Origin of the sequence: Micromonospora sp. NPDC049049 (assembly GCF_040649115.1) — a bacterium.
In the GTDB taxonomy this organism is placed as follows: domain Bacteria; phylum Actinomycetota; class Actinomycetes; order Mycobacteriales; family Micromonosporaceae; genus Micromonospora.
Genome location: NZ_JBEZEX010000008.1, coordinates 78,820 through 102,869 on the forward strand (window position 1 = coordinate 78,820; position 24,050 = coordinate 102,869).

Here is a 24,050-nt window from a genome sequence, read left to right on the forward strand (position 1 = left end):
ATTGTTCCGTGCTGCGCCGGGCGTTTGAGGAAGGGCGTAGTCAGTATGACAAGAATCGCTGTGGTGGGCATGGCGTGCCGATATCCCGACGCCACGTCTCCGCGGGAGTTGTGGGAGAACGCACTGGCTGGCCGGCGGGCCTTCCGGCGGCTGCCCGACGTGCGGTTGAAGCTGGACGACTACTGGGACGCCGATCCGAAGACCCCGGACCGGTTCTACTCGCGCAACGCGGCGGTCATCGAAGGGTACGAGTTCGACCGGGTGGCCTACAAGATCGCCGGCAGCACCTTCCGCTCCACCGACCTCACCCACTGGCTGGCGCTGGACGTCGCCGCCGCCGCGCTGGCCGACGCCGGCTTCCCGATGGCCGAAGGGCTGCCCCGGGAGCGGACCGGCGTGGTCATCGGCAACAGCCTCACCGGTGAGTTCTCCCGCGCGAATCAGCTCCGCCTCCGCTGGCCGTACGTGCGGCGGATGGTCGGCGCGGCGCTCAAGGAGCAGGACTGGGACGACGACCAGCTCGCCACCTTCCTGGACGGCTTCGAGGCCACCTTCAAGAGTCCGTTCCCGGAGATCGACGAGGACACCCTGGCCGGCGCCCTGTCGAACACCATCGCCGGGCGGATCTGCAACCACTTCGACTTCAACGGTGGCGGATACACAGTCGACGGTGCCTGCTCCTCGTCGCTGCTGTCGGTGGCCACCGCCTGCAAGACGCTGATCGACGGCGACGTGGACGTCGCGGTCGCCGGCGGCGTCGACCTTTCCATCGACCCGTTCGAGATCATCGGCTTCGCCAAGACCGGTGCGCTGGCCACCGGCGAGATGCGGGTCTACGACCGCTCCTCAAACGGCTTCTGGCCGGGCGAGGGCTGCGGCATGGTGGTGCTGATGCGGGAGGACGAGGCCCGCGCCGGAGGGCACCGCATCTACGCCTCGATCGCAGGCTGGGGCATCTCCTCCGACGGCAAGGGCGGCATCACCCGGCCCGAGATCAACGGCTACCAGCTGGCGCTGCGCCGCGCGTACGAGCGCACGGGCTTCGGCATCGAGACCGTCGGGCTGTTCGAGGGCCACGGCACCGGCACCAAGGTCGGCGACGCGACCGAGTTGGAGGCGCTGTCGCTCGCCCGCGCCGAGGCGGACCCGACGGCGCCGCCAGCCGCGATCGGCTCGGTGAAGGGAATGATCGGTCATACCAAGGCAGCCGCCGGAGTGGCCGGCCTGATCAAGGCCGCGATGGCGGTGCACCAGGAGGTGCTGCCGCCCGCCATCGGCTGCGTCGACCCGCACGCGCTGATCAGCGAGGGCACCCCCGCGCTGCGGGCACTGCGCCGGGCGGAGGCCTGGCCCGCTGACACACCGGTTCGCGCGGGGATCACCGCGATGGGGTTCGGCGGCATCAACACCCACATCGTCCTGGACAACTCCCGTTCACGCCGCCGGTCGACACTGGACACCCGTACGCGCGCCCTGGCCACCGGCCTCCAGGACGCCGAACTGCTGGTGGTCGACGCGCCGACTCCGAATGATCTGGTGCAGCGGCTGGACCAGCTGATCGAGTTCGTGCCGTCCCTGGCGTACGCCCAGCTCGCCGACCTGGCCGCGACCCTGCACGGTGAGCTGCGCGAGCAGCCCTTCCGGGCGGCCGTGGTCGTCTCCTCGCCCGAGGACGCCGAGCGGCGGCTGCGCAAGGTACGCGACTCGGTGGAGGCCGGGGAGACCCGGATGTTCTCCGCCGACGGCCGCTGCCTGGTCGGCCACGTCAGCGGGCCGGGACGGATCGGCTTCCTCTTTCCCGGGCAGGGCTCCGGACGGGGCGTCAGCGGCGGCGCGCTGCGTCGCCGGTTCGCCGAGGCGGAGGAGGTGTACCAGCGGGCGAACCTGCCCACCGGCGGCGACGTGGTGGCCACCGAGGTGGCCCAGCCGCGCATCGTCACCGGCTCCGCCGCGGGCCTGCGGGCGTTGACCACGCTCGGCATCGAGGCCGCCGTGGCGGTCGGTCACAGCCTGGGCGAGATCTCCGCGCTGCACTGGGCCGGCGCGATCGACGAGGCGGGCCTGCTGCGTATCGCCGCCGTGCGGGGCCAGACCATGGCCCGGCACAGCGCCTCCGGCACGATGGCCAGCCTCGGTGCCGCGCCGGAGGCCGTCGACCCGCTGATCGCCGACCTGCCGGTGGTGATCGCCGGCTACAACAGCCCCGACCACACCGTGATCGCCGGTGCGGAGGACGCGGTCAAGGCTGCGTGCCGGAGGGCGTCGGACGCGGGGCTGAACGCCTCCGTCCTGTCCGTCTCGCACGCGTTCCACTCGCCGCTGGTGGCCCCGGCGGCCTCGGCGTTCGGTGCGGCGCTGGCCGACGAGCCGTTCCGGCCGCTGGACCGGCGGCTGGTCTCCACTGTCACCGGCGACGTGCTGCCGGCCGACACCGACGTGCCCGCCCTGCTGAGCCGCCAGATCACCGACCCGGTGCTGTTCACCCTGGCTGTCACCCTCGCCGCGAAGGACGTCGACCTGTTCGTCGAGGTCGGGCCGGGCCGGGTACTGACCGGGCTGGCGTCCCGGACCACCGACGTACCAGCGGTCGCCCTGGACACCGACGAGGAGTCGATCGCCAGTCTGCTCAAGGTGGTCGGCGCGGCGTACGTGGTCGGTGCGGCACCGGTGGACAGCGGGCTGTTCCACGGCCGGCTGATCCGGCCGCTCCAGATCGGCCAGCGGTTCTCCTTCCTGGCCAGCCCGTGTGAGGAGGCGCCGCCGCTGCTGCTGCCGGAGGCCACCGCCGCGGCGGCGCTCACGCCGGCCGCCCGGCCCGCCGAGCCGACTGTCGCGGACCTCCTCGGCGAGTCTGCCGAGGAACAGCTGCGCCAGTTGGCCGCTGAGCGGGCGGAACTCCCGCTGGAGACGGTGCAGCCGGACAGCCACCTCCTGGACGACCTGCACCTCAGCTCGATCACCGTCGGCCAGGTGGTCAACGACCTCGCCCAGCGGATGGGGGTGCCGACCGCGGCGCTGCCCACCAACTTCGCCACTGCCACCGTTCGGGAGCTGGCCGAGGCGTTGGACGAGTTGGCCGGTACGGCTGGGCAGGCCGGGTCGGTGACCGAGCCGTCGGTGGCCGGAGCCGCCGCCTGGGCCCGGCCCTGGCGGCTGGACCTGGACGAGCTGCCCGCGCCCGCGCGGGTGGCTCCCGAGGAGACCGGCCGGTGGCGGGTGCACGCCGCACCCGGACACCCCTGGGCCGACCGGTTGGCCACCGCCCTGCAGCGGGCGAACCTCGGCGACGGGGTGCTGGTCTGCCTGCCCGACCCCTGCCCGGAGGAGGCGCTCGACCTGGCGCTGACCGGGGCCCGGGAGGTCCTTGGCGGTGCCCCTGGCACCAGGTACGTGCTGGTCCAGCACGGTCGCGGCGCGGCCGGCCTGGCCAAGACCCTCCGCCTGGAGGCGCCCCACGCCCGGGTCACCATCGTTCACCTTTCCGACGACGCGGCAGTGGTGGACCGGGTGGTGACCGAGGTGGCGGGCACCGCCGACTACCGCGAGGTGCACTACGACACCTCCGGCGTACGCCGGGTGCCGACGCTGCGCGCCATGCCGGTGCGTGCCGCCCGGCCCCGTCCCGCGCTCGGCGCGGACGACGTGCTGCTGGTCACCGGCGGCGGCAAGGGCATCACCGCCGAGTGCGCGCTCGCCATGGCCACCGACAGCGGGGCGAGCCTGGCCCTGCTCGGCCGTTCCGACCCGGCGTCCGACACCGAGCTGGCGGCCAACCTGGCCCGGATCGCCGAGGCCGGGGTGACGGTCCGCTACGCCCGCGCCGACATCACCGACGCCGACCAGGTACGTCGTGCCGTCGCCGAACTCACCGCGCAGCTCGGTCCGGTCACCGCGGTCCTGCACGGTGCCGGCCGTAACGAGCCCGCCTCGCTGGCCAGGCTGGACCTGGCGGACTTCCGGGCCACGCTCGCGCCGAAGATCGACGGCCTGCGGGCCACCCTGGAAGCGGTCGACCCGGACCGGCTCAAGCTGCTGGTGACCCTGGGCAGCATCATCGGCCGCGCCGGGCTGCGCGGCGAGGCGCACTACGCCACCGCCAACGACTGGCTGGCCGAGACCACCGAGGAGTTCGGCCGACGGCACCCGGGATGCCGGGCTGTCTGCCTCGAGTGGTCGGTCTGGTCGGGTGTCGGCATGGGCGAACGGCTCTCCGTGATCGAGTCCCTCACCCGCGACGGGGTCACCCCGGTCACGCCGGACCAGGGCATCGCGATCCTGCGCCGGCTGCTGGCCGACCCGGACGCGCCCGGCACTGTGGTGATCAGCGGCCGCACCGAGGGCATCGACACGGTCCGCTACGACCTGCCGGAGCTGCCGCTGCTGCGGTTCGTGGAACGGCCGTTGATCCGGTACCACGGCGTGGAGCTGATCACCGAGGTCGACCTCAACGTCGGTACCGACCTCTACCTGGCCGACCACCTCCTCGACGGCAACCTGCTCTTCCCGGCGGTGTTCGGCATGGAGGCGATGGCCCAGGTGGCCGGTGCGGTCACCGGCGACGGACGGGTGCCGGTCATCGAGCGGGCAGAGTTCCTCCGGCCGATCATCGTCCCGCCGTACGGCCGCAGCCGGATCCGGGTGGCCGCGACGGTGACCGACGACGACACCGTCCAGGTCGCCATCCGCAGCGAGGAGACGGGCTTCGCCGCCGATCACTTCACCGCGACGATGCGCTTCACCGACTTGGTGGCCCCCGACGGCCCGCCCGACCAGGTCTGCGACGAGATCGCCCCGCTGTCGATGTCACCGGCCGACGATCTGTACGGCGACGTGCTGTTCCAGGGTGACCGGTTCCAGCGGCTGCGCCGCTACCGGCGGGCCGCCGCCCGCCACGTCGACGTCGAGGTGGAGGCACTCGACGACGTCGACTGGTTCGCCCGGTTCGTGCCAGACCGCCTGCTGCTCGGTGACCCCGGTGTGCGGGACGCGCTGATGCACGGCAACCAGGTCTGCGTACCGGACGCCACGCTGCTGCCGACCGGAGTGGAGCGGATCCACCCGGCGGGGGAGAAGCTGACCGGCCGGGGTGAGCTGCGCTACTGCGCCACCGAGCGTAGCCGCGACGGCGACACCTACGTCTACGACGTCGTCCTGCGGACCACCGCCGGCGAGGTCGTGGAGCGCTGGGAGGGACTGCGACTGCGTGCCGTGCGCAAGCAGGACGGTCGCGGCCCCTGGGTGGCGCCGCTACTCGGGCCGTACCTGGAGCGGGCGCTGGGCGACGTCCTCGGCGCGCAGGTGGCCGTGGCGGTCGAGCCGGACGGCCCGACCGAGGCGACCGACCAGCCGGGCGGGCACCTGGCCGTGCGGCGGGCCCGGTCGCGGATCGCGGCGCGGCGTTCGACCGGCGAGCCGGTCGAGGTGACCTACCGCCCCGACGGCCGCCCGGAGATCGCGGGCGGGCGGACGCTGTCCGTGGCGCACGGCGCGCGGCTGACGCTGGCGGTGACCGCGACCGGCGCCCTCGGCTGCGACGTCGAAACGGTGCTCCACCGCGACGACGCGGTGTGGGACGGCCTGCTCGGCGAGCACGCCGGCCTGGCCCGGCTCGTTGCCGCGGACACCGGTGAGGACGCCGACACGGCCGCGACGCGGGTCTGGACGGCGCTGGAGTGTGTGCAGAAGTCCGGCGGCCAGCCCGGCGGACCGCTGACCCTGCTGCCCTCGCCGCGTCCCGGCTGGACGGTGTTCGGGGCCGGCGAGCTGCGGGTGGCGGCCTTCGTCACCGCGGTACGCGGCGTCGACGAGCCGGTGGTGTTCGCGATCCTCACCGAGGGGAGGTGACGACGGTGGAGCGCTGGTTCGAGTACCGGCACACTGTCGGGTTCGAAGAGACCAACCTCGTCGGCAACGTCTACTACGTCAACTACCTGCGGTGGCAGGGGCGGTGCCGGGAGATGTTCCTCAAGGAGAAGGCGCCGGCGGTCCTGGCCGACCTCCGGGCGGATCTCAAGCTGTTCACACTGCGGGTCGATTGCGAGTTCTTCGCCGAGATCACCGCCTTCGACGAGCTGGCCGTCCGGATGCATCTGCGTGAGCTGGCGCAGACGCAGGTCGAGTTCGGCTTCGACTACGTCCGGCTGGACGCCGGCGGCGGCGAACTCCTCGTCGCCCGCGGCTCGCAGCGCGTGGCGTGCATGCGCGGCCCCAACACCCGCACCGTCCCCACCCGGGTGCCCGAGGCGTTGGAGGCCGCGCTCAAGCCGTACGCCGTGGGCGTACGGGCCTGACCGGCGACCCCAGGAGTCACTGTGACTGCTCATCCCCAACCCACCGGCCTGGTGACCGACCCGAAGACACTCCGCTGGGCACTCGCCGCCTTCGCCACCGGCGTCACGGTGGTCACCGTAGGCGGCCCGACCCCGCACGGCATGACGGCCAACTCATTCACCGCGGTCTCCCTGGATCCGCCGCTGGCCCTGGTCTGTGTCGGCCGGGACGCGATGATGCACGGCGCACTGACCGAAGCCGGGCAATTCGGGGTCTCGGTGCTCGGCGCGGCGCAGGAGCCGGTGGCCCGCTACTTCGCCGACCGTCGCCGGCCGCTGGGCCGGGAGCAGTTCGAGTTCGCCGAGTGGCAGCCCGGCAGCCGGACCGGCTCGCCGCTGCTGGTCGGCGCGATCGCGCACTTCGAGTGCGAGTTGTGGCAGGCGTACGACGGCGGGGACCACAGCATCTTCATCGGTCGGCTGGTGGCGCTGGACCGCAACGCCGACGATGCGCTGGTCTTCGTCGACGGTCAGTTCCGCCAGTTGGAGCGTGCGCGTAGCGGAGCCACGACGTGAGCGTCGGGACGCGGGCCCGCCGGACGCCGCCCGGCCCGCCGCGCCTCGCGGCGCTCCGCATGCTGATGGTGATGAATCGCGACCGGCTGGGAATGATGACCTCGGCCGCGCAACGGTACGGCGACGCGGCGCGCCTGCCCGTCGGCCCGAAGAGCCTGTACTTCTTCAACCACCCGGACCACGCCAAGCATGTGCTGGCCGACAACGCCGCCAACTACCACAAGGGCATCGGGTTGGTGCACGCCCGGCGGGCGCTCGGCGACGGGTTGCTCACCAGCGAGGGTGAGCTGTGGCGCAAACAGCGCAAGGTGATTCAGCCGGCGTTCCAGAGCCGGCGGATCGCCGCCCAGGCCGGTCAGGTGGCGGAGGAGGCCGCGGCCCTGGTCGAGCGGCTCCGCCGCCGAGCCGGCGACGTCGTCGACATGTCGGACGAGATGACCTCGCTGACGCTGGGGGTGCTGGGCCGTACTCTGCTCGACACCGACCTGGGCCGGTTCCCGACCATCGGCGGTGACTTCGCCGCCGTGCAGGACCAGGCGATGTTCGAACTGGCGACGTTGAGCGCGGTGCCGCCGGTGCTCCCGCTGCCCCGGCAGCTGCGGTTCCGGCAGTCCCGGCGGCGGCTGGAGGGGATCGTCGACCAGTTGGTGACTGAGCGCGGCAGTGCCGACGACGACCGGGCGGATGTGCTGTCCCGGCTGATCGCCTCCGCCGGCCGGGAGCGGGATCCGCGCATCGGACGCGCCCGACTCCGCGACGAGCTGGTCACCCTGCTGCTCGCCGGCCACGAGACGACCGCCAGCACACTGAGCTGGACCCTGTACCTGCTCGACCGGCACCCCGAGGTACGCGAACGGCTGCGCGAAGAAGTGGTCTCGGTGCTCGGTGACCGGCTGCCCACAATGGACGACCTGGGCCGGCTGCGCTACACCTCGATGGTGCTGGAGGAGGTGATGCGCCTCTACCCGCCGGTGTGGCTGCTGCCGCGCAAGGCCCTGTCCGAGGACGAGGTGGGCGGCTACCACGTCCCCGCCGGCGCGGACGTGCTCATCTGCACGTACACCCTGCACCGGAACCCGCGGTTCTGGGACGACCCGGAGCGATTCGACCCGGAGCGGTTCGACCCGGCCCGTTCCGTCGACCGACCCCGGTACGCGTACATCCCGTTCGGCGCGGGGCCCCGGTTCTGCGTGGGCAATCACCTGGGTCTGATGGAGGCCACCTTCGCCACCGCGTTGCTGGTGCGGGATCTGCGCCTGACCCGTCCGGCGGGTCGTCCGGTGGTGCCTGAGCCGATGCTGTCACTGCGGGTGCGCGGCGGCCTGCACATGCGCGTCGGCCTGCCCGACTGACAGTGGTCCGCCGCCGTCCCCGCCCGGTCCGCCGGGTGGGGACGGCGCCGTTCACGACTGTTTTTCCCGAGCACTTTTCTCCCGAGTCGCAACCGTCGTGAGCAGTGGCACTCGCCGCTTTCGAAAAACATTTCTTCATCCGTGCGCGCTTCGCCGTAAACAGCTTCGAGAGCAATTCCTGAGAAGACACCGCGCCGCACCGGACGAAAGCATGGCGATGGTTCGTACCGAGACGCCGCGTCCGACCGCACCGCCCGCTGCCGGCCGACCCCGTATGTCCCGGCGCCGTCTACCCGAGGGGGACACTTGCCACCGCAATCCGTAGGCATCCTGCGCCGACTCATCCCACCCGTGTTCGTCCTGGTGCTGGTCGCCGGCCTGTTCTCGGTGGCCCGGCTGCCCTCGGCCTCTGCCGAGGAGCGAAGCGCGCTGGCCTCCCGATACGCGTTCACCGAACGACCGATCGCGCTGCCGCCCGGCCTGCCGGAGCGCACCGGGCGTCAGGTGAACCCCCGGTACGAGCACATCCGGTCCTGGATCTCGTCCGTCGGCGCCGCAGTGGCGCTCAACGACCTGGACGGCCAGGGTGGCGCGAACGACCTGTGCCTTGTCGACACCCGCAGCGACGCGGCGATTGTCACCCCGGCCCCGGACAGCGGTGCCACCTACGCGCCGTTCGTGCTGGATCCGACCCCGCTGCCGATGGGTCCGGCGATCGCCCCGATGGGCTGCACCCCCGGCGACTTCAACCTCGACGGCCGGATGGACCTGCTCGTCTACTACTGGGGCCGTACGCCGGTGTTGTTCCTGCAGCGCCCCGGGGTGACCTCGCTGAGCCTCGCGGCGTACCACCCGATCGAGCTGATCCCACAGCAGACCACCGGCTCCCTCTACCGCGGTCCGTTGTGGAACACCAACGCCGTCGCGGTGGCCGACTTCGACGGTGACGGCCGCCCGGACATCGGGATCTTCAACTACTTCCCGGACAGCCAGGTCCTCGACCCGCAGGGCCTGCCGCACGTGCAGATGAACCACTCGATGTCGCACGCGCACAACGCCGGTGGCGCGTACCTCCTGCGGTGGACCGGCGCTACCACCGGTGACTCACCCTCGGTGAGCTACGAGAGGCAGGTGGGCGGCGATCCGGAATTCTTCACCGGCTGGACCCTCGGCGCCAGCTCCGCTGACCTGGACGGCGATCTGCTTCCGGAGCTGTACCTGGCCAACGACTTCGGACAGGACCGGCTCTTCCACAACCGGTCCAGGCCCGGCCAGATCCGATTCGACCTGGTGGAGGGAGAGCGCACCCCGATCACCCCGAAGTCACTCGTGCTCGGACACGACTCGTTCAAGGGCATGTCCATCGACTTCGCCGACCTGGAGGGGCGCGGACGGTTCGACGCGTTCGTCAGCAACATCACCGAGTCCTGGGGTCTGGAGGAGAGCAACTTCCTCTGGCAGAACACGGCCTCGACGCCGGAGCAGGCCCGGAAGATGCTGAGCAGGGGCGAGGCGCCGTTCCGCAACCAGGCCGCCGCCAAGAACATGGCCTGGGTCGGTTGGGGCTGGGATGCCAAGATGGCCGACTTCGACAACAGCGGACGGTTGGCGGTCGTCCAGGCCACCGGCTTCGTGAAGGGCACCATCAACCGGTTCAACTGGTTGCAGGAGTTGGCGATCAGCAACGACCTGCTGCTCTCCGACCCGGACATGTGGCCCAAGGCCGAACCCGGTGACGACCTCGCCGGGGACAACGAGCTCGCGTTCTGGGTACGCGAGGACAACGGCCGGTACGCCAACATCAGCAAGGAACTCGGTCTGGCCCTGCCCGTTCCCACCCGGGGTGTGGCGGTGGCCGACACCAATGGCGACGGCGGCCAGGACTTCGCCGTGGCCCGCCAGTGGGGTCCGCCGGCGTACTACCGCAACGAGAAGCCCGGGAACGGCAACTTCCTGGGGCTGCGGCTGACCCGGCCGACGCTGTCCGGCGACGGTGCCTCACCGGCGTACGGCGCGCAGGTGCGGCTCACCACCGCCGACGGCCGCACCCAGCTCGCCCAGCTCGACGGGGGCGGGGGTCACTCCGGCAAGCGCAGCTTCGACGTGTTCTTCGGCCTCGGCGCCGCCGGGGACCGGCCGGTCAAGGCCGAGCTGTGCTGGCGCGACCTCACCGGTGCCACTCACCGACAGACGCTCGACCTGACCGCCGGGTGGCACGACTTCATGCTGACCAGTCGAGCCGAGGAGTTGACCAAGCGATGACGGACGTCAAGCAACCCGAGGCGACCAGGGAGCTGTCCCTCGCCACCCCGGTCACGCCGTCCGCGACGGCAGCGCAGCCGACGCCCACCACGGACCGGCCCGCCGTACCGCGGGTCGACAGCAAGGACCCGCGCTACATGGCGCTGCGCAACTTCGCCATGTCGATGACGGTCTTCAACATCCTGGGTTACACCGTGCTCGGTTTCGAGCAGCCCTGGCTGTGGCCGATCCTGGCCCTGGCGGTCGGATACGGCACCGAGATCATGGTTGAGATGGTCTCGGCGCGGGCGCTGAAACGGCCGCCGGCCTTCAGCGGCAACGGTGCGTGGGGGGTCTACACCTTCCTGCTGCCGGCGCACATCACCGCGCTGGCCGCGAACATGTTGCTGTACGCCAACGACAACTTCTGGCCCATCGCGTTCGCGGTGGTCGTGGCGGTCGGTCAGAAGGCGGTGCTCCAAGCGCCGATCAAGGGTCGAATGCGGCACTTCATGAACCCGTCCAACTTCGGCATCACCATCACGCTGCTGGTGTTCTCCTGGGTCAACATCGCCCCGCCGTACCACTTCACGGAGAACGTGCCCGGGGTGATCAGCATCCTGATCCCGGTGATCATCGTGACGGCGGGAACGGTGATCAACGCCATGCTGACCAAGAAGGTGCCGCTGATCGTCGGCTGGCTGGGCGCGTTCGTGATCCAGGCGGTGCTCCGGCACTTCATCTGGGACGTGTCGCTGGTCGCCGCGCTCGTCCCGATGACCGGGGTGGCCTTCGTCCTGTTCACCAACTACATGATCACCGACCCGGGCACGACCCCGGCGGCACCCCGGATGCAGTTCATGTTCGGTTCCAGCGTCGGCATGGTCTACGGCCTGCTGATGGTGTTCAACGTGGTCTACACGCTGTTCTTCGCCGTGACACTGGTCTGCCTCGCCCGTGGGTTGTTCTGGTGGGGCCGGTGGCTGGTGCAGCGCAACCGGCCCGAGGAGAACCTGACACCCGCACCGCCACCCGCGGCGGTGGCGCTACCGGTCGCCCGCTGACCGTCCGCCGGTCCCGGTCACCGGTCGGCCCGCTCGTCGTGGGTCCGCCGGTGGCCGGGACCGGCCGCTTTCGTGGAGGTGCACCATGAACCTGCTCGTCGTCGGCGCCTCGTACCGGACCACTCCGGTCGACGTACTGGAACGGCTCGCGGTCGGATCCGCCGAGCTGCCAGGGCTGCTGCGCACGCTGCTCGACCGGCCGGCGGTCGAGGAGGCGGTGGTGCTGTCCACCTGCAACCGGGTGGAGGTGTGGGCGGCGGTCAGCGGCTTCCACGCCGGGCTGCGCGAGATAGGCGCGACGCTCGCCACGCACGCCGACGCGTCGACCGACGTGCTGGCCCGGCACCTGTACGCGCATTACGACGACGCCGCAGTGGCGCACACCTTCACCGTCACCGCCGGCCTGGACTCGATGGTGGTCGGCGAGGCGCAGATCCTCGGGCAGGTGCGGGCCGCGTACCGGGCCGCGGTCTCGTACGGGAGCGCCGGCCGGCTGATCCACGAGCTGGTGCAGCACGCGCTGCGGGTCGGCCGACGGGTCCGGGCCGAGACCGACATCGGGCGCTGCGGCGCCAGCACGGTGACCGCCGCCCTCGACGTGCCGGCGGGACACCTGCCCGGTGGCCTCGCCGGCCGCCCCGCCCTGGTGGTCGGTGCCGGGGCGATGGGCGGGATCGCCGTCGCCGCGCTGAGCCGCGCAGGCGCCGGACCGATCGCGGTCGCCGGGCGCGGCGCCGAGGGCATCCGCCGGCTCGTCGCGGCGTACGGCGTGCGGCCCGTGCCCGCGGCGGACCTGGTGCCGGCTCTCGCCGCCGCCGATGTCGTGGTGACCGCGACGACCGCACCGGACCCGGTGCTCACCGCCGAGCTGGTCGCGCCGGCGCTACGTCGCCGGCTGACCCGCGGCCCGGACCTGCCGCTGTTCGTGCTGGACCTGGCGATGCCCCGGGACGTGGACCCGGCGGTCGCCCGCCTCGACGGCGTGGTGGTCGTCGACATCGGCGGACTCGGCGCGGTGGCGCGCCACGGCGTCGAGCGCCGGGGCCAGGATGCGGCCGCGCGGATCGTGGCCGCCGAGCGCGACGCGCTGGCCGGCCGGCTCCGCGGGGCCGACGCCGGGCTGACCGTGGCCGCGCTGCGCCGCCGGGCCGACCGGACGGTCAGCGCGGAGCTGCGCCGGCTGGCCCAGCGCCGACCTGACCTCAGCGAGGCGCAGCGGGCCGAGGTGGCCCGCACTGTCAACCGGGTGGTCCAACAACTGCTGCACCCCCCGTCGGTACGTGTCCGTCAGCTCGCCGGTGAGCCGGACGGCGAGCGTTACACAGCGGCGCTGCGTCAGCTGTTCGACCTGGAGGTGCCGCACAGCACCCCGGTCGCCGACGTGCCCCGGGTGGCCTGACCGTCGTCAGCGACCGTCGTCGGCGGGCGTCTCGGCGAGGGCCTTGATGCCCTCCAGGGTGGTGAACATGGCCTCCCGTAGGGCGGCCGTGCGGCGTTCGATGATGACCTCCTCCTGCTCCGGTGCGCGGTCGATGATGAGGCTCAGACCGGTGCGGCCCGGCCCGATGCGGACCGAGTGGGTCAGTCGACATCCACCCGCCTCCTCGACGAGCCGGAACTGCCAGGTCGAACCCGGACGCTCCGGGTCGGCCGGGCCGCCGCCGAACCGGCCGGTTTCGTCGACCACCACCCAAGCGAACACACGTGGCGCGTCGAGGCGCACCACGTGCGAGACGGTTTGCCACTCGCCCAGCAGGGGGTGGTGGTTCTCCCCTTCGAACCGGGCGCCCAGCGTCGGCCTGTCGCAGTCGTCCAACCACCGCACGCGCCGTAACTCCTGGCTGAACCGCGCGGGCAGTTCGATGTCCGTCACCAGGTCCCACACCCGGGCGGGGTCGGCCGCCACATGCAGGTCACACTCGATTGTCGGGCCGTCGGCGTACCGCACGTCACCGCTCCTCTGTTCGTTTCGGACTCGTGCCGGTCCACTACAGCGCATGACATGATCGGAATTCAAGTGCGCGAATTCGTGGTGGCGTCGAGCGGGTGGGTGGCGTCGTCGCTATTGCGTAGACAGGCAATGCGCGGGTTGCGGTGTTATGGGTTGTTGGCCCGCCGGCCTGGAGGCGGCGGCATTGACACACGCCGACATTCATTCCAAGGTCGATGGATTCGTCTCTCCGTCGAAGGGGCCGCAGGATGGTCAGCAACGAGCACAGGTACGTCATCGTCGGGGCGGGTCCCGCCGGCGTTCAACTGAGCTACTACCTACAGCAGCACGGTGCCGACTACCTGACGCTCGAAAGCGGTGACGCGCCGGGCGGGTTCTTCCGGCGGTTTCCACGCCATCGCAGGCTCATCTCGCTGAACAAGGTGCACACCGACAGCACCGATCCGGAGATTCGCCTGCGCTGGGACTGGAATTCGCTGCTCAACGACGACCCGGACCTGCTGTTTCCGAAATTCAGCGAGGAATACCTGCCGGCGGCCGATGACCTGGTGCGCTACCTCGCCGAGTTCCAACGTGTGCACACGCTCAACATCCGATACGGCACGACGGTCGAGCAGATCACGCGTACGGGCGACGGCTTCACAGTGCGCACCGACCAGGGTGAGGTGCGCGCGCGCTGCCTGGTCGTCGCGACCGGCTGGGGCCAGCCGTTCGTTCCGGCCATCACGGGCATCGAGCACGCCATCGGGTACGAGGACATGGTCATCGACCCCTCGGCGTACGACGATCAGCGGGTCCTGATCATCGGCAAGGGCAACTCCGCGTTCGAGACCGCGTCGGCCATCCTCGGCCACGCGTCGATGGTGCACCTCGCCAGCCGGCAGCCCCTGCGACTGGCGTGGAACACCAAACACCCCGGGGACGTCCGTGGTCAGTACGGCGCGATCCTCGACAGCTACCAGTTCAAGACGCTGCACTCGGTGCTCGACTGCACGATCGACGAGATCCGGCCGGTCGACGGGCGTTTCCAGGTGTCGATCACGTACACCCACGCTCAGGGGGAGACCGCCGTCCTCGACTACCACACGGTGCTGAGGTGCACCGGCTTCCGGATGAACACCGCGATGTTCGACGAAACGGCCCGTCCCGACATGGTGCGGGACGGGCGTATGCCCGGGCTGCGCCCCGACTGGCAGTCGAGCAACGTCGACGATCTGTACTTCGCCGGCACCATCGCCCAGGCCCGGGACGTCAAGCACGCGTCGTCACCCTTCATCGACGGCTTCCGGTACAACCTCCGTACGTTCACCCGGATCCTGCGTGAGCGCTACGACGACGTCCCGTTGTCGTACGCGACGACGCCGGCCGACGCCGCGTCGCTGACCAAGCTGATGCTCGACCGCGTCAACTGGTCCTCGGCGCTGTGGACCCAGTTCGAATACCTCTGTGACGTCTTCGTCCGCGACGACGCCACCGGCGACTTCCACCACTATGAGGACCTACCGGAGGACTATGCCGTGGAGCGCTTCGGGGCTGCCACGCAGTGGTACACGCTCGCGCTCCGGTGGGGCCGCGACGACTACGGCGACGTCTTCGCCATCGAGCGGCATCCGATCCCCGACCGGGCCAGGGAGAGCGCCTTCATCCACCCGGTGATCCGGCGGTACCGCGGTGCCGAACTGGTCGCCGAGCAGCACCTGCTGGAGGACCTGCTGGCCGAGTGGCGGCGAACGGACCGGCACGTCGAGCCCCTGGTCGACTTCCTGACCAGGGACCTCACCAGCGGATCATGACCTCGTCGAGGGGTTTGCGGGTCAGGTCGGGGACGTGGGCGTCCGGCGTGGGATACCCGACGGGCATCACCACGTACGGGCGCTCCTCGGGCGGACGCTCACACACCTCGTTGAGAAATCGCATCGGGCTGGGCGTGTGGGTCAGTGTGACCAGGCCGGCATGGTGCAGCGCGGTGATCAGCAGGCCGACCGCCATGCCGACGGACTCCTTGACGTAGTACGGCTTCGGGGTGTTCGGCCCCTGGTGCACCTCGAACACGACGATGACGGCCGGTGCGGTCTCCAGGAACGGTTTCCGCCAGTCGGTGCCGAGTCCGGCGATCGCACCGAGCCACTCCTGCGAGGCGCGGCGGTCGTAGAACGCGCGTTCCTCGGCCTCGGCCGCGTCGCGTAGCCGGCGTTTGCGGACCGGGTCGGTCAGCACGACGAACCGCCACGGCTGCACGTTGGCCCCACTGGGTGCGGTCGACGCGGCCCGGATCGCCGCCTCGACCACCCCGTCGGGTACGGGGTCGCTGGCGAAGTCGCGCACGGAACGGCGCCGCGCCATGCGGTCGGCGAACGCCTCCGCCTCCCGCACCATGTCCGCGGGGGATCGACGCTCGAACTGGATGGGGACCTTGGAAAGCAGGTCTGTGTCGTGCACCTGGAACCTCCCCTGATCCGGCGTGCCGGTTTCTGCGGGAGGGTCACCTGCCGCCGGCATCCGGTTCGTTCAGCATTTCGGAGGCCTGACGGCATGTCGTTACGCAGGTGTGCTGTCTTCGCGGGTCGGCACGTCAGGCGCGGTCCGGGTGGCGATGTCGTCGACCACGTCGGTCAGGCGTCCACGGAGCGCCGCGGCGGCCCGCTGGCGGGTCGCCCCGTCGCCGTCCACGGCGAGCGACCTCAGCCATGTCTCCACCCGCTGGCGGTCACCCGCCTCGTTCAGCGCTGGTCCGGCGAGCGCTACCAGCCGTTCGGCGAGGGCCGTGGCGGGCAGCAGCCGGCCCGTGGCGGCGTCGACGCCGTGGCCGCCCATCCCGTCGCGGGCGGCTCGCCAGTACGCCAGTCGCATCAGCTCCGGGACCAGTTCCGGCCCCTGGTCGCCCCGGTCGACGGCATCCCCGGAGACGACCACCAGAGCCCGCACCAGGGCCGCGAGCGCCGCGGATTCGGCGGCGCTGACGGGTACGTCGGCCACCCGTACCTCAAGGGTGGGGTGGTTGGTGGACAGCCGGAGATCCCAGAAGATGGTGCCGTGATCGACCAGCGCGCCCGCCTCGAGCAGCATGTCCACGTGGTCGTCGTACTGCCGCGCCGAGGTCAGGAACGGCGGCGGGCCGGCCACCGGCCAGCGCCCCCACGTGACGCTGCGCCAACTGGCGTACCCGGTGTCGCGTTCGGGCCAGTACGGCGAGTTGGCCGTGAGGGCGAGCAGCACCGGGAGGTGCTGGCGCAGATGGTTGCCGATCAGCACGGCACGGTCCCGGTCGGGCTGCTCCACGTGGACGTGCACGGCGCAGATCGCGAGCTCGTCGTGCAGCCCACGGTAGGTCGCGGTGCCCCGGTCCTGGCGAGGCCCTTCGGTGAGGGGTGGCGGCACGGCACGGCCCAGCACCGGCGAGCCGCTGGCGATCACCCGCAGACCCGCCGACAGGGCTGCGGCCTGGACGGCGGCGCGGCCCTCAGCGAGCTGCGCGCCGATATCCTCGACGCTTCGGCACGGGTCGGTCCGCGTCTCCACCTGAAACTTGGTGATCTCACCACCCACCCGGGTGCCGAGGGCCGGGCGCGCGCGGTCGACGACGATGGCCGCCTCCGGCACGAGCTCGCCCCGGTCGGCGTCGACGACGAGGAACTCTTCCTCGACGCCGAGCAGGGGAATGGATGATCCCGCACGCTGTCCCGTAGTCATCCCGACGCCGACCTCTCGCTGCCGGTCGTGTGCCGGCGGTGAGCACGTTACGTTACGGGATCACGTCGGTGGGTCAAGATCCGGGACGCTCCGATGTGGACAGAGCCTCGACGAGCCCGGCCAGGAGCGCCGTCCGTTCGGGCATCCGGTCGAGGCAGACATACTCGTCGGCGGCATGCGCTCCGCCGCCCACCGCGCCCAGGCCATCCAGGGTCGGTACGCCCAACGCGGCGGTGAAGTTGCCGTCGGACGCGCCGGCCGCGTACGCGCCGACGAGGCCCGGGATGCCGAGCTGACGGGCGACCGACTGGGCCAACTTCAGCAGCGGTCGCGCGAGCTCCTCGGACATCGGGTAACGGTTGATCCCTCCCTGCACGGCCAGCGTCGCCTCAGGCAGGAACGGCACCAGAGCGCGGATGGCGTGATCGACCCGTTCCAGCTCGTCCCTGGTCCAGGCCCGCACGTCAACGGCCAGGCTGGCGCGCTCCGGCACCGTGTTCGTCGTGGTGCCAGCGGACAGCAGGGTCGGTGTGACGGAGGTGCCGCCGCTGTCCATCGCGCCGAGCGCACCCAAGGTGAGAACCTGGTGGGCCACCTCGACCGTGGCGTTCACTCCGCGCTGCGGTTCGACGCCCGCGTGGGCGGCGCGACCCTCGACGATGACGCGGTAGACCGAACCGCCCTTCCTGGCCACCTTCACCTGCCCGTCCGGGGTGGCCGCCTCGCAGACGAGAACGGCACCGGAACGCCGTGCCTCGCGTTCGATCAGCGGCCGTGACGTGACGGACCCGGTCTCCTCGTCGCAGGTGAGCAGCACGCCGACGGACGAGGTGTCCTCGATCAGTCGCAGTGCCGTGAACATCTGCACGATCCCGGCCTTCATGTCGCAGACGCCAGGTCCCGTCGCCACGTCCCTGCGTACGGTGAAGGGCCTGGATCGGATCGTGCCGACCGGGAAGACCGTGTCGAAGTGGCCCAGGAGCAGCACGCGCTGATCGGCGGCCGGCCACAGCAGGTGCGGCAGACCGTCGATCACGACCCGACAGGCGGACCGGCCGAGCGCCTCCTCGCCCCAGCGGGCGAGCAGGTCGGCACAGGACTCAAGATGGGGCAGCGAGCCCGGTGCCGACTCGAGCGCGACGAGCGCGCCCAGCCGGTCAACCATGTCTGCTCGGAGCTGCTTCGTCGCGGGGAGCAGCCGGCGTGCGAGGTTCATCGATCCCTCCAGCGTCACAGGTGCCGGGCAGGGCCGGGCCTGTCCGTCGACCATCGCAGAGGGATCAGGGTGGGGTCACCCGTGTCTGTGCTCAGGCGGCTGGCGGCCCGCTGACCGCAGCCCCGTAACCAACCTCGACGATCCGACGTGCGGTCTCGGCGTAGGCGTCCCGGCCCTCGGGCGCGAAGGTGCCGAGCCCGTCGACGTAGCGGTTGAACATGCAGAACGCGGCGGCGATCAGGACGGTGTCGTGGATCTCCAGGTCGGTGGCGCCCTCGGCGCGGGCGTCGTCGATGAGTTCGGTCGTGACCTCGCGACCACTGATCTGTACCGCACCGGCGATGCGCAGCAGTGCCCGCAGTTTGGCGGAGATCGGGGCGGTGTCCAGGTCCGCGCGTACCTGGTCGACGAGGGAGTAACCCTCGTCGAGTTGCGCCGCGGCGAACGCGGAGTGCGACGCGCAGCAGAAGTTGCAGTCGTTACGCCCGGACACGTACGCGGCGATCAGTTCGCGCTCACCGGCGGGAAGCGAGTGAGGGGCACGCAGCAGCACCTCGGCCAGTTCGTTGAGTGGCTTCGCCGTTTCCGGCCGGTACCGCATCGGTCCGGAGATGCCGGGAAACTGCTTCTCGTCCAACCCGAGATCGATGTGCGCCATGGTCGTCAAACCCTTCGCTTGTGGGTCACGGCCCCGCCGACATCAACGTCCACAGCGGACAGGAGCGCGCGCGGCCGTGCGGCTGGTGCCGCGCAGCCACGATCCCACTCGGTCCACCGCTCGGATCTCTTCATTTGTGCTCTCTTCCCGTCGAGGTGGCGTCGGGCGCACCGCGAAAACATCAGGTGCCCCGGTCGACCTGTCCACGGAACGACCGATTTCCGGCCGACGCGGTCCTCACGACATCGGGTTGCGCTCGGCGAACTCCCACATGATCGCGCTGGCGTCCGGGCCCGCGTGATCGGTGTACCTGCCGTCGCCGTCGGGGCCGGGCCAGGCGTGCCCCATGTCCTGGACGCGGTACGCCTCGACGATCGACGAGCCGTCCGGCGCGGTGATCGTCGTCCGCGTGTACGCGTGCCGGTCGGCGGCGCCCGGCACGGACGCGGTCTTCGTGGTCGGGTCGAGGCTGTCGTTGGGCAGCCCGTCGTCGACGAGGTCATTCACCGCGGTCCAGTGGGCGACGAGTCGGGTGCCGACCAGGGGCGGCACGACCTCGTCCTGCTCGCCCTGGATGACCAGCAGCGGCACCCGTCGGGCCCGGTCACCCATCTGTGCCCAGCCCTGACGTGCCGTGTCCAACGGCGGCGTGGCGTCCGGTTTGTCCGGGTCGACCCGGTTGAGCCCGTACTCGCCGCCGGCGACCGAGGTCACCGTGGCGAAGACGTCGGGGTAGGTCACGCCGAGGATGACAGCGGTCCCCGCGCCCGACGAGGCACCAGCTACGTGCACGCGCGCCGGATCCGCGTCGTACTTCTGGACCACCTCGCGGGCGACACCGGCCAACAGCGCGGGTTCGCCGGTGTGCCGTTGCTGATGCCGTGGGTCGGCGGAGTTCCAGCAGGCGATGACGTTACGGGAGATCAGTTGCGTGGGGTAGACGACGATGAAGCCCTCCCGGTCGGCCAGGCTGTTGAACTGCGTCGTGGACTTCATGGAGTTCCACCCGTAGCCGGTCATCGCGCAACCGTGGATGGCCATGACGACCGGAAGCCGGGCCGTCCCGTCGTGCTGGGGTGGAAGGTGAACCTGGTAGCGCTGCGAACCGGCAGCGCCTTCGTAGACGTGGTTTCGGTCGTTCTCGCCCATCTGCCAGGGCAGGCCGAGCTGGAGTGCGGCGACGCCGAGGCTGACGGCGGCCACGACGATGGCGAGAGTGCCGGAGACGATCCAGAGCCACCGCCGTCGCGAAGGACGGGTGGGTTCCATGTCGGCATCCACCGGGGAGGGCGGGACGGTCATGGGTGTCTCCTTTCTACCTCGAAGGAAAGGTCCCCCACAGTGCGAAGCCGCCGTACGTGAGGTTCAGTCCACCAACGTCGAGGACGGGTGTCGGGGACATGCACCCATGACAGCAGCGTTCGCGGCCACCCGTCAGTGCAACCACGTCACGGATACCGGTGACGCTGTGTCACTGGTCGTGGCCGGGTTGCCAACGCACGCATGCCAGTCATGCGCTTCGGAACGAGTCAGCTGACCGGCCTACCCGAGCAACGTTGCCGCCGCGGTCAGTGTTGCCAGCGACAGCGTTGTGGTCACCACCACCGCCCGGTTGGCCACCGCCTCGCCGACGCCGTACTCCTGACCGTAGATGAACGTGTTCTGCGCCGTCGGCAGGCCGGCGCACACCACCACGGCGAGCAACTGCGGCGGGGACAGGTGCAGGGCCAGCCCGGCCGCGTACGCGATGACCGGCTGTGCGACGAGCTTCAGCGCGGTGATCACGGCCAGTCCGCCCGGCTCGGCTGGCTCGGCCTGCGACAGCGCCCTGCGGTGCAGCGACGCGCCGAGCGCGACCAGGGCGGCCGGAACCGCGGCGCCCGACAGCAGGGCGAGCGACGCGCCGGCCGCCGACGGCAGATGCAGGCCGGTAGCCGAGAACGCGACACCGAGCAGCGACGCCAGGATCACCGGGTTGCGTACCGGCAGGGAGGCGATACGGGCGACCCGTACCCGCCCGGCCGGGTCGCTGTGCCGGTCCAGGGCGACCAGGATCACGGGTGTCACCACCAGCACCTGCAGCAGCACCACCTCCGCCAGGAACGACACGTTGCCGAGAACCTGCGTGGCGATCGGGATGCCGAGGTTCGCCGAGTTCACGTACCCGGCGGCCATGCCCCAGATCGGCCGTTCGCCGGACGTGCGACCGAACAGCCAGCTCGCGCCGACCCACCCGAGCCCGATGACCGTGGCGGTGCTTATCCCGAAGGCGAGCAGCGGGCGGCCGGCCAACCCGGAGAGCGGCATTCGGGACAGGGCGAGGAACAGGGCGGACGGCATCGCAAGGTGGAACACGAATCGGCCGAGCACCGACGCCGCCGCATCGCCCAGCAGACCCCAACGACAGGCCGCGTAGCCGACCGCGGTGAGGATCCAGATCGGTACGAACGCCGCTACCAGGCTCATACGGACATGTGCGTCGATCGGGAAGTCACGCGTTCAGACTCGCACCCAGCCCGGACCGGGCGAATGTCCCGCACCTCAGCAACGTCGCGGAGCACTGTCATAGGGTGACTTGCCGGCGGGCGGCGATTCTGCTGACCGTGACGTTGATGGCGAAAATCCCGACCACGACTTCGAGGAGCACGTTTCGCGGGTTCCAGTCCCAACCGTAGAGCGTCCAACTGGTCGGCTGATAGGCCAGCATGGGCAGCATCAGCGCCAGAAGGACCGCGCTGGCCGCGATCGACACCCGCACATCAAGTGCCGCGCCCACGAGGGCCGCCACCAGCCCGGCGGCCATGATGACCGGAAGGGTCAATCCGTCTGCCCAGCCATTGAGCGGGTTGGGCGTTATGACCGCCATGGTTGTCGTGGCGCCGAGAAGCCAGGTCCATTGTCGCGTGGCCCGTGGTTGGCGCGCTCGAAGGAGCGGCACCATTGTCAACACGGCCAACAGGCATACCCACGTGGAAATCTGCATGATCAGGTAGAGGCCGGTCCGGAGCCCCAGAGCAGAGTCGTACCTTGCCCATGGTTCTACGGCGTACCTCAGGTCATTCGCTATGGAGTGCCAGATCTCCCAGCCGAAGGCGCCAATGGTCAGGGGAAGGGCGAAGCGGTAGCGAGCCCACACTGCGGCGGCCAGCGCGAGAAGCAGCAATGCGGGCGTGACCGAGCTTCGCTCGTACAGAAAGCTGGCCGAATTACCCGGCAACAGCAGCCACAGGCGCCACGTGAGGGGCAGGGCCGTAAGGGCAACGCCGCACACGAGCAGGGACAGCACGGTCGATCGCAGCGCGGAGTGTCGCAAGGTGTCCCGGGAGCGGAGCTGGTCCACACCGGAGCGGACCCGCAGACCTCCCACCACGAGTGCGAGGGACTCCCGAAGCCTCGGGTGCCTCCGGTCCGTCTCGCCCGCGACCAGCAGCGTTTCCAGCATCTCGTCGGCGCGGTACTGCCGGTAGGCCTGAGGGTACGCGCGCAGCAGCCACCGGTAGCGGCGCTCCAGGCCGGTCATGCCGGCGCCGTCCGAGCCGTCGCGGCCGTCGACCGTACGGAACGGTCTCGAACGACCCGGGCCGCAGCGGCCATCCGGGCCGCCTCCTCGCGCAGTGCGGACAGCCCGCGCTCGGTCAGCTCATACGTGCGACGGGCCCGACCGTTGACCACCGCCTCTTCGGCCACCCGCACCATCTCCTCGCCGGTGAGCCGGTCCAGCGCGGCGTACAGCGTGCCGGTCGTCAGCCGCACTCGCCCGTCGGACAGCTCCTGCGCACGCTTGACGATGGCGTAGCCGTGCAGCGGTTCGTCCTGCAACGCAGCGAGGATGAAGTACGTGGGTTCCCGCATCGCCGCGGGGGGCTTAGTCATGTCATCAACATAAGCAGATGATCGACGTATACGTCAAGCTCCATCCTCACCCGGGGGCTGCGCCGACCGCAGGCTGGGCCGGTCACCAGGAGGCGATCTGGTCGGGTTGGCGGCATCCGGCCACTGTCCTGTCGTCGTCAATCTCGGCGGACGACGAAGTTCCTGCACTTGTGGGCCAACACCACCTTCGATAGATAATGGACAGCACCGAGCGCCGCTTCAGCGACCAATGTGATCCGCCGAACCGATGGAGGCCCGTCCATGGCGTTGACCCCGGCGACTGGGGGCGGTTGCGGCGAGTCGACGCCACGCTCGCCGATCCAGTCACCGAGGCCGGTCAATTCCGACGTGGAGTGGGACAGCTTCGACCCGCAGGCATATGTCCGGCACAACTACGCGGATCTGCGGTCCGACGATCGGGAAATACTCTGCCGCATCCGAGACTTCTTCGCCGAGGCGAAGCTCTCCGACGCGCGGTGCGTCGACGTGGGATCGGGAGCGAATCTGTACCCGGCCCTGTCGCTTCTGCCGTTCGCGAAGGCCGTCGACCTGTGTGAATGGTCGACGGCGAACGTGAACTGGCTGCGCACACAGGTCGACAGCTACGACCAGCTCTGGGACCCGTACTGGCAGGTGTGCGCGGAGCACCCGGCGTACGCGGCACTGGCGGACCCGCGTCGGCGTCTGGCGCAGGTGGGCAGGGTGGTACGGGCCAGCGTTTTCACCCTGCCGAGGCATGCGTGGAGCGCCGGCACCATGTTCTTCGTGGCCTGCTCCATCTCGGCCGACCGGGCCGAGGCCGAGCACGCGATCGGTCGGTTCCTGGACGCGCTGCGGCCCGGGTCGCCCTTCGCCGTGACGGTGATGCTCGGGTCCCTCGGCTACAGCGTCGGTCGACAGATGTTCCCGGCGGTGGCACTCCAGCGCGCCGACGTGGTGGCCAGCATCGCGGCGGGCGCGTACGACCTGGACGTCCACGAGGTGCGGCCCAGGCCGCCGCTGCGGGACGGATATTTGAGCATGCTGCTGGCCACCGGCCGTACTCGCGGATAGCGCCGATGCGTTCCTGTGCGATGCGCCGATGCCGTGCTGTCGGCGCAGCGTGGCGGCGCGGCAATCCGTCGCGCCCGACCGGCCGGAGCGTCAACACGCGGCCGTCG

At 70.7% G+C, this 24,050-nt stretch carries 18 protein-coding genes; 9 read left to right on the forward strand and 9 right to left on the reverse strand.

The window, feature by feature from the left end; translation table 11 throughout:
• The first annotated feature begins 45 nt into the window (after positions 1-45).
• The 7 genes from AB0B68_RS11205 to AB0B68_RS11235 all read left to right on the forward strand — a co-directional run bounded on the left by AB0B68_RS11205 (position 46) and on the right by AB0B68_RS11235 (position 12,901).
• On the forward strand, positions 46-5,844 hold the full coding sequence (locus tag AB0B68_RS11205) for a type I polyketide synthase (protein WP_357259412.1): 5,799 nt from the start codon (positions 46-48) through the stop codon (positions 5,842-5,844).
• 5 nt (positions 5,845-5,849) lie between these two features.
• A complete protein-coding gene (locus tag AB0B68_RS11210) occupies positions 5,850-6,290 on the forward strand; it encodes an acyl-CoA thioesterase (RefSeq protein ID WP_357196712.1) in 441 nt (146 codons plus the stop codon).
• 48 nt (positions 6,291-6,338) lie between these two features.
• Positions 6,339-6,845 (forward strand): flavin reductase family protein, encoded by a 507-nt coding sequence (locus tag AB0B68_RS11215; protein WP_357231940.1) that lies wholly within the window; start codon positions 6,339-6,341, stop codon positions 6,843-6,845.
• A complete protein-coding gene (locus AB0B68_RS11220; RefSeq protein ID WP_357259415.1) occupies positions 6,842-8,197 on the forward strand; it encodes a cytochrome P450 in 1,356 nt (451 codons plus the stop codon). Before AB0B68_RS11215 ends, AB0B68_RS11220 begins: the two co-directional genes overlap by 4 nt.
• Positions 8,198-8,524: 327 nt before the next feature.
• A complete protein-coding gene (locus AB0B68_RS11225; protein ID WP_357259593.1) occupies positions 8,525-10,459 on the forward strand; it encodes a CRTAC1 family protein in 1,935 nt (644 codons plus the stop codon).
• On the forward strand, positions 10,456-11,502 hold the full coding sequence (locus tag AB0B68_RS11230) for an enediyne biosynthesis protein (RefSeq protein WP_357259419.1): 1,047 nt from the start codon (positions 10,456-10,458) through the stop codon (positions 11,500-11,502). Before AB0B68_RS11225 ends, AB0B68_RS11230 begins: the two co-directional genes overlap by 4 nt.
• An 85-nt stretch (positions 11,503-11,587) precedes the next feature.
• The gene (locus AB0B68_RS11235) at positions 11,588-12,901 is read left to right on the forward strand and encodes a glutamyl-tRNA reductase (protein ID WP_357259423.1); all 1,314 of its coding nucleotides are present in this window, start codon (positions 11,588-11,590) and stop codon (positions 12,899-12,901) included.
• Between the two features lie 6 nt (positions 12,902-12,907).
• Here the strand turns inward: AB0B68_RS11235 and AB0B68_RS11240 are convergent, their stop codons facing one another.
• Positions 12,908-13,450 (reverse strand): SRPBCC family protein, encoded by a 543-nt coding sequence (locus AB0B68_RS11240; protein ID WP_357259426.1) that lies wholly within the window; start codon positions 13,448-13,450, stop codon positions 12,908-12,910.
• Positions 13,451-13,701: 251 nt separating this feature from the next.
• On the opposite strand from AB0B68_RS11240, the gene AB0B68_RS11245 reads away from it, so the two are divergent.
• Complete coding sequence (locus AB0B68_RS11245) at positions 13,702-15,246, forward strand: NAD(P)-binding domain-containing protein (protein WP_357196693.1); 1,545 nt, start codon at positions 13,702-13,704, stop codon at positions 15,244-15,246.
• On the opposite strand, the gene AB0B68_RS11250 is transcribed toward AB0B68_RS11245, so the two are convergent.
• The 8 genes from AB0B68_RS11250 to AB0B68_RS11285 all read right to left on the reverse strand — a co-directional run bounded on the left by AB0B68_RS11250 (position 15,230) and on the right by AB0B68_RS11285 (position 22,890).
• On the reverse strand, positions 15,230-15,829 hold the full coding sequence (locus tag AB0B68_RS11250; RefSeq protein WP_357196741.1) for a nitroreductase family protein: 600 nt from the start codon (positions 15,827-15,829) through the stop codon (positions 15,230-15,232). The two genes, AB0B68_RS11245 and AB0B68_RS11250, sit on opposite strands and share 17 nt — an antisense overlap.
• Before the next feature lie 162 nt (positions 15,830-15,991).
• A complete protein-coding gene (locus tag AB0B68_RS11255) occupies positions 15,992-17,143 on the reverse strand; it encodes a glutamate--cysteine ligase (RefSeq protein WP_357196690.1) in 1,152 nt (383 codons plus the stop codon).
• A gap of 73 nt (positions 17,144-17,216) precedes the next feature.
• Positions 17,217-18,359, reverse strand: a complete 1,143-nt coding sequence (locus AB0B68_RS11260) for a M20/M25/M40 family metallo-hydrolase (protein ID WP_357259430.1) — start codon at positions 18,357-18,359, stop codon at positions 17,217-17,219.
• A gap of 91 nt (positions 18,360-18,450) precedes the next feature.
• Positions 18,451-19,017, reverse strand: coding sequence for a carboxymuconolactone decarboxylase family protein (locus AB0B68_RS11265; protein WP_357259434.1), 567 nt, complete (start codon positions 19,015-19,017; stop codon positions 18,451-18,453).
• A gap of 237 nt (positions 19,018-19,254) precedes the next feature.
• Entirely contained in the window at positions 19,255-20,319 is a 1,065-nt protein-coding gene (locus tag AB0B68_RS11270) for a PHB depolymerase family esterase (RefSeq protein WP_357196683.1), read from the reverse strand.
• 240 nt (positions 20,320-20,559) lie between these two features.
• Positions 20,560-21,483: an AEC family transporter gene (locus tag AB0B68_RS11275; RefSeq protein ID WP_357259438.1), complete on the reverse strand. Its 924-nt coding sequence runs from the start codon at positions 21,481-21,483 to the stop codon at positions 20,560-20,562.
• Positions 21,484-21,580: 97 nt separating this feature from the next.
• Complete coding sequence (locus tag AB0B68_RS11280) at positions 21,581-22,537, reverse strand: hypothetical protein (RefSeq protein WP_357259441.1); 957 nt, start codon at positions 22,535-22,537, stop codon at positions 21,581-21,583.
• Complete coding sequence (locus AB0B68_RS11285) at positions 22,534-22,890, reverse strand: PadR family transcriptional regulator (RefSeq protein ID WP_357196674.1); 357 nt, start codon at positions 22,888-22,890, stop codon at positions 22,534-22,536. Before AB0B68_RS11285 ends, AB0B68_RS11280 begins: the two co-directional genes overlap by 4 nt.
• Before the next feature lie 261 nt (positions 22,891-23,151).
• Here AB0B68_RS11285 and AB0B68_RS11290 point away from each other — a divergent pair, with 261 nt between their 5' ends.
• Positions 23,152-23,943 (forward strand): SCO2525 family SAM-dependent methyltransferase, encoded by a 792-nt coding sequence (locus AB0B68_RS11290; protein WP_357259444.1) that lies wholly within the window; start codon positions 23,152-23,154, stop codon positions 23,941-23,943.
• Positions 23,944-24,050 lie beyond the last annotated feature (107 nt).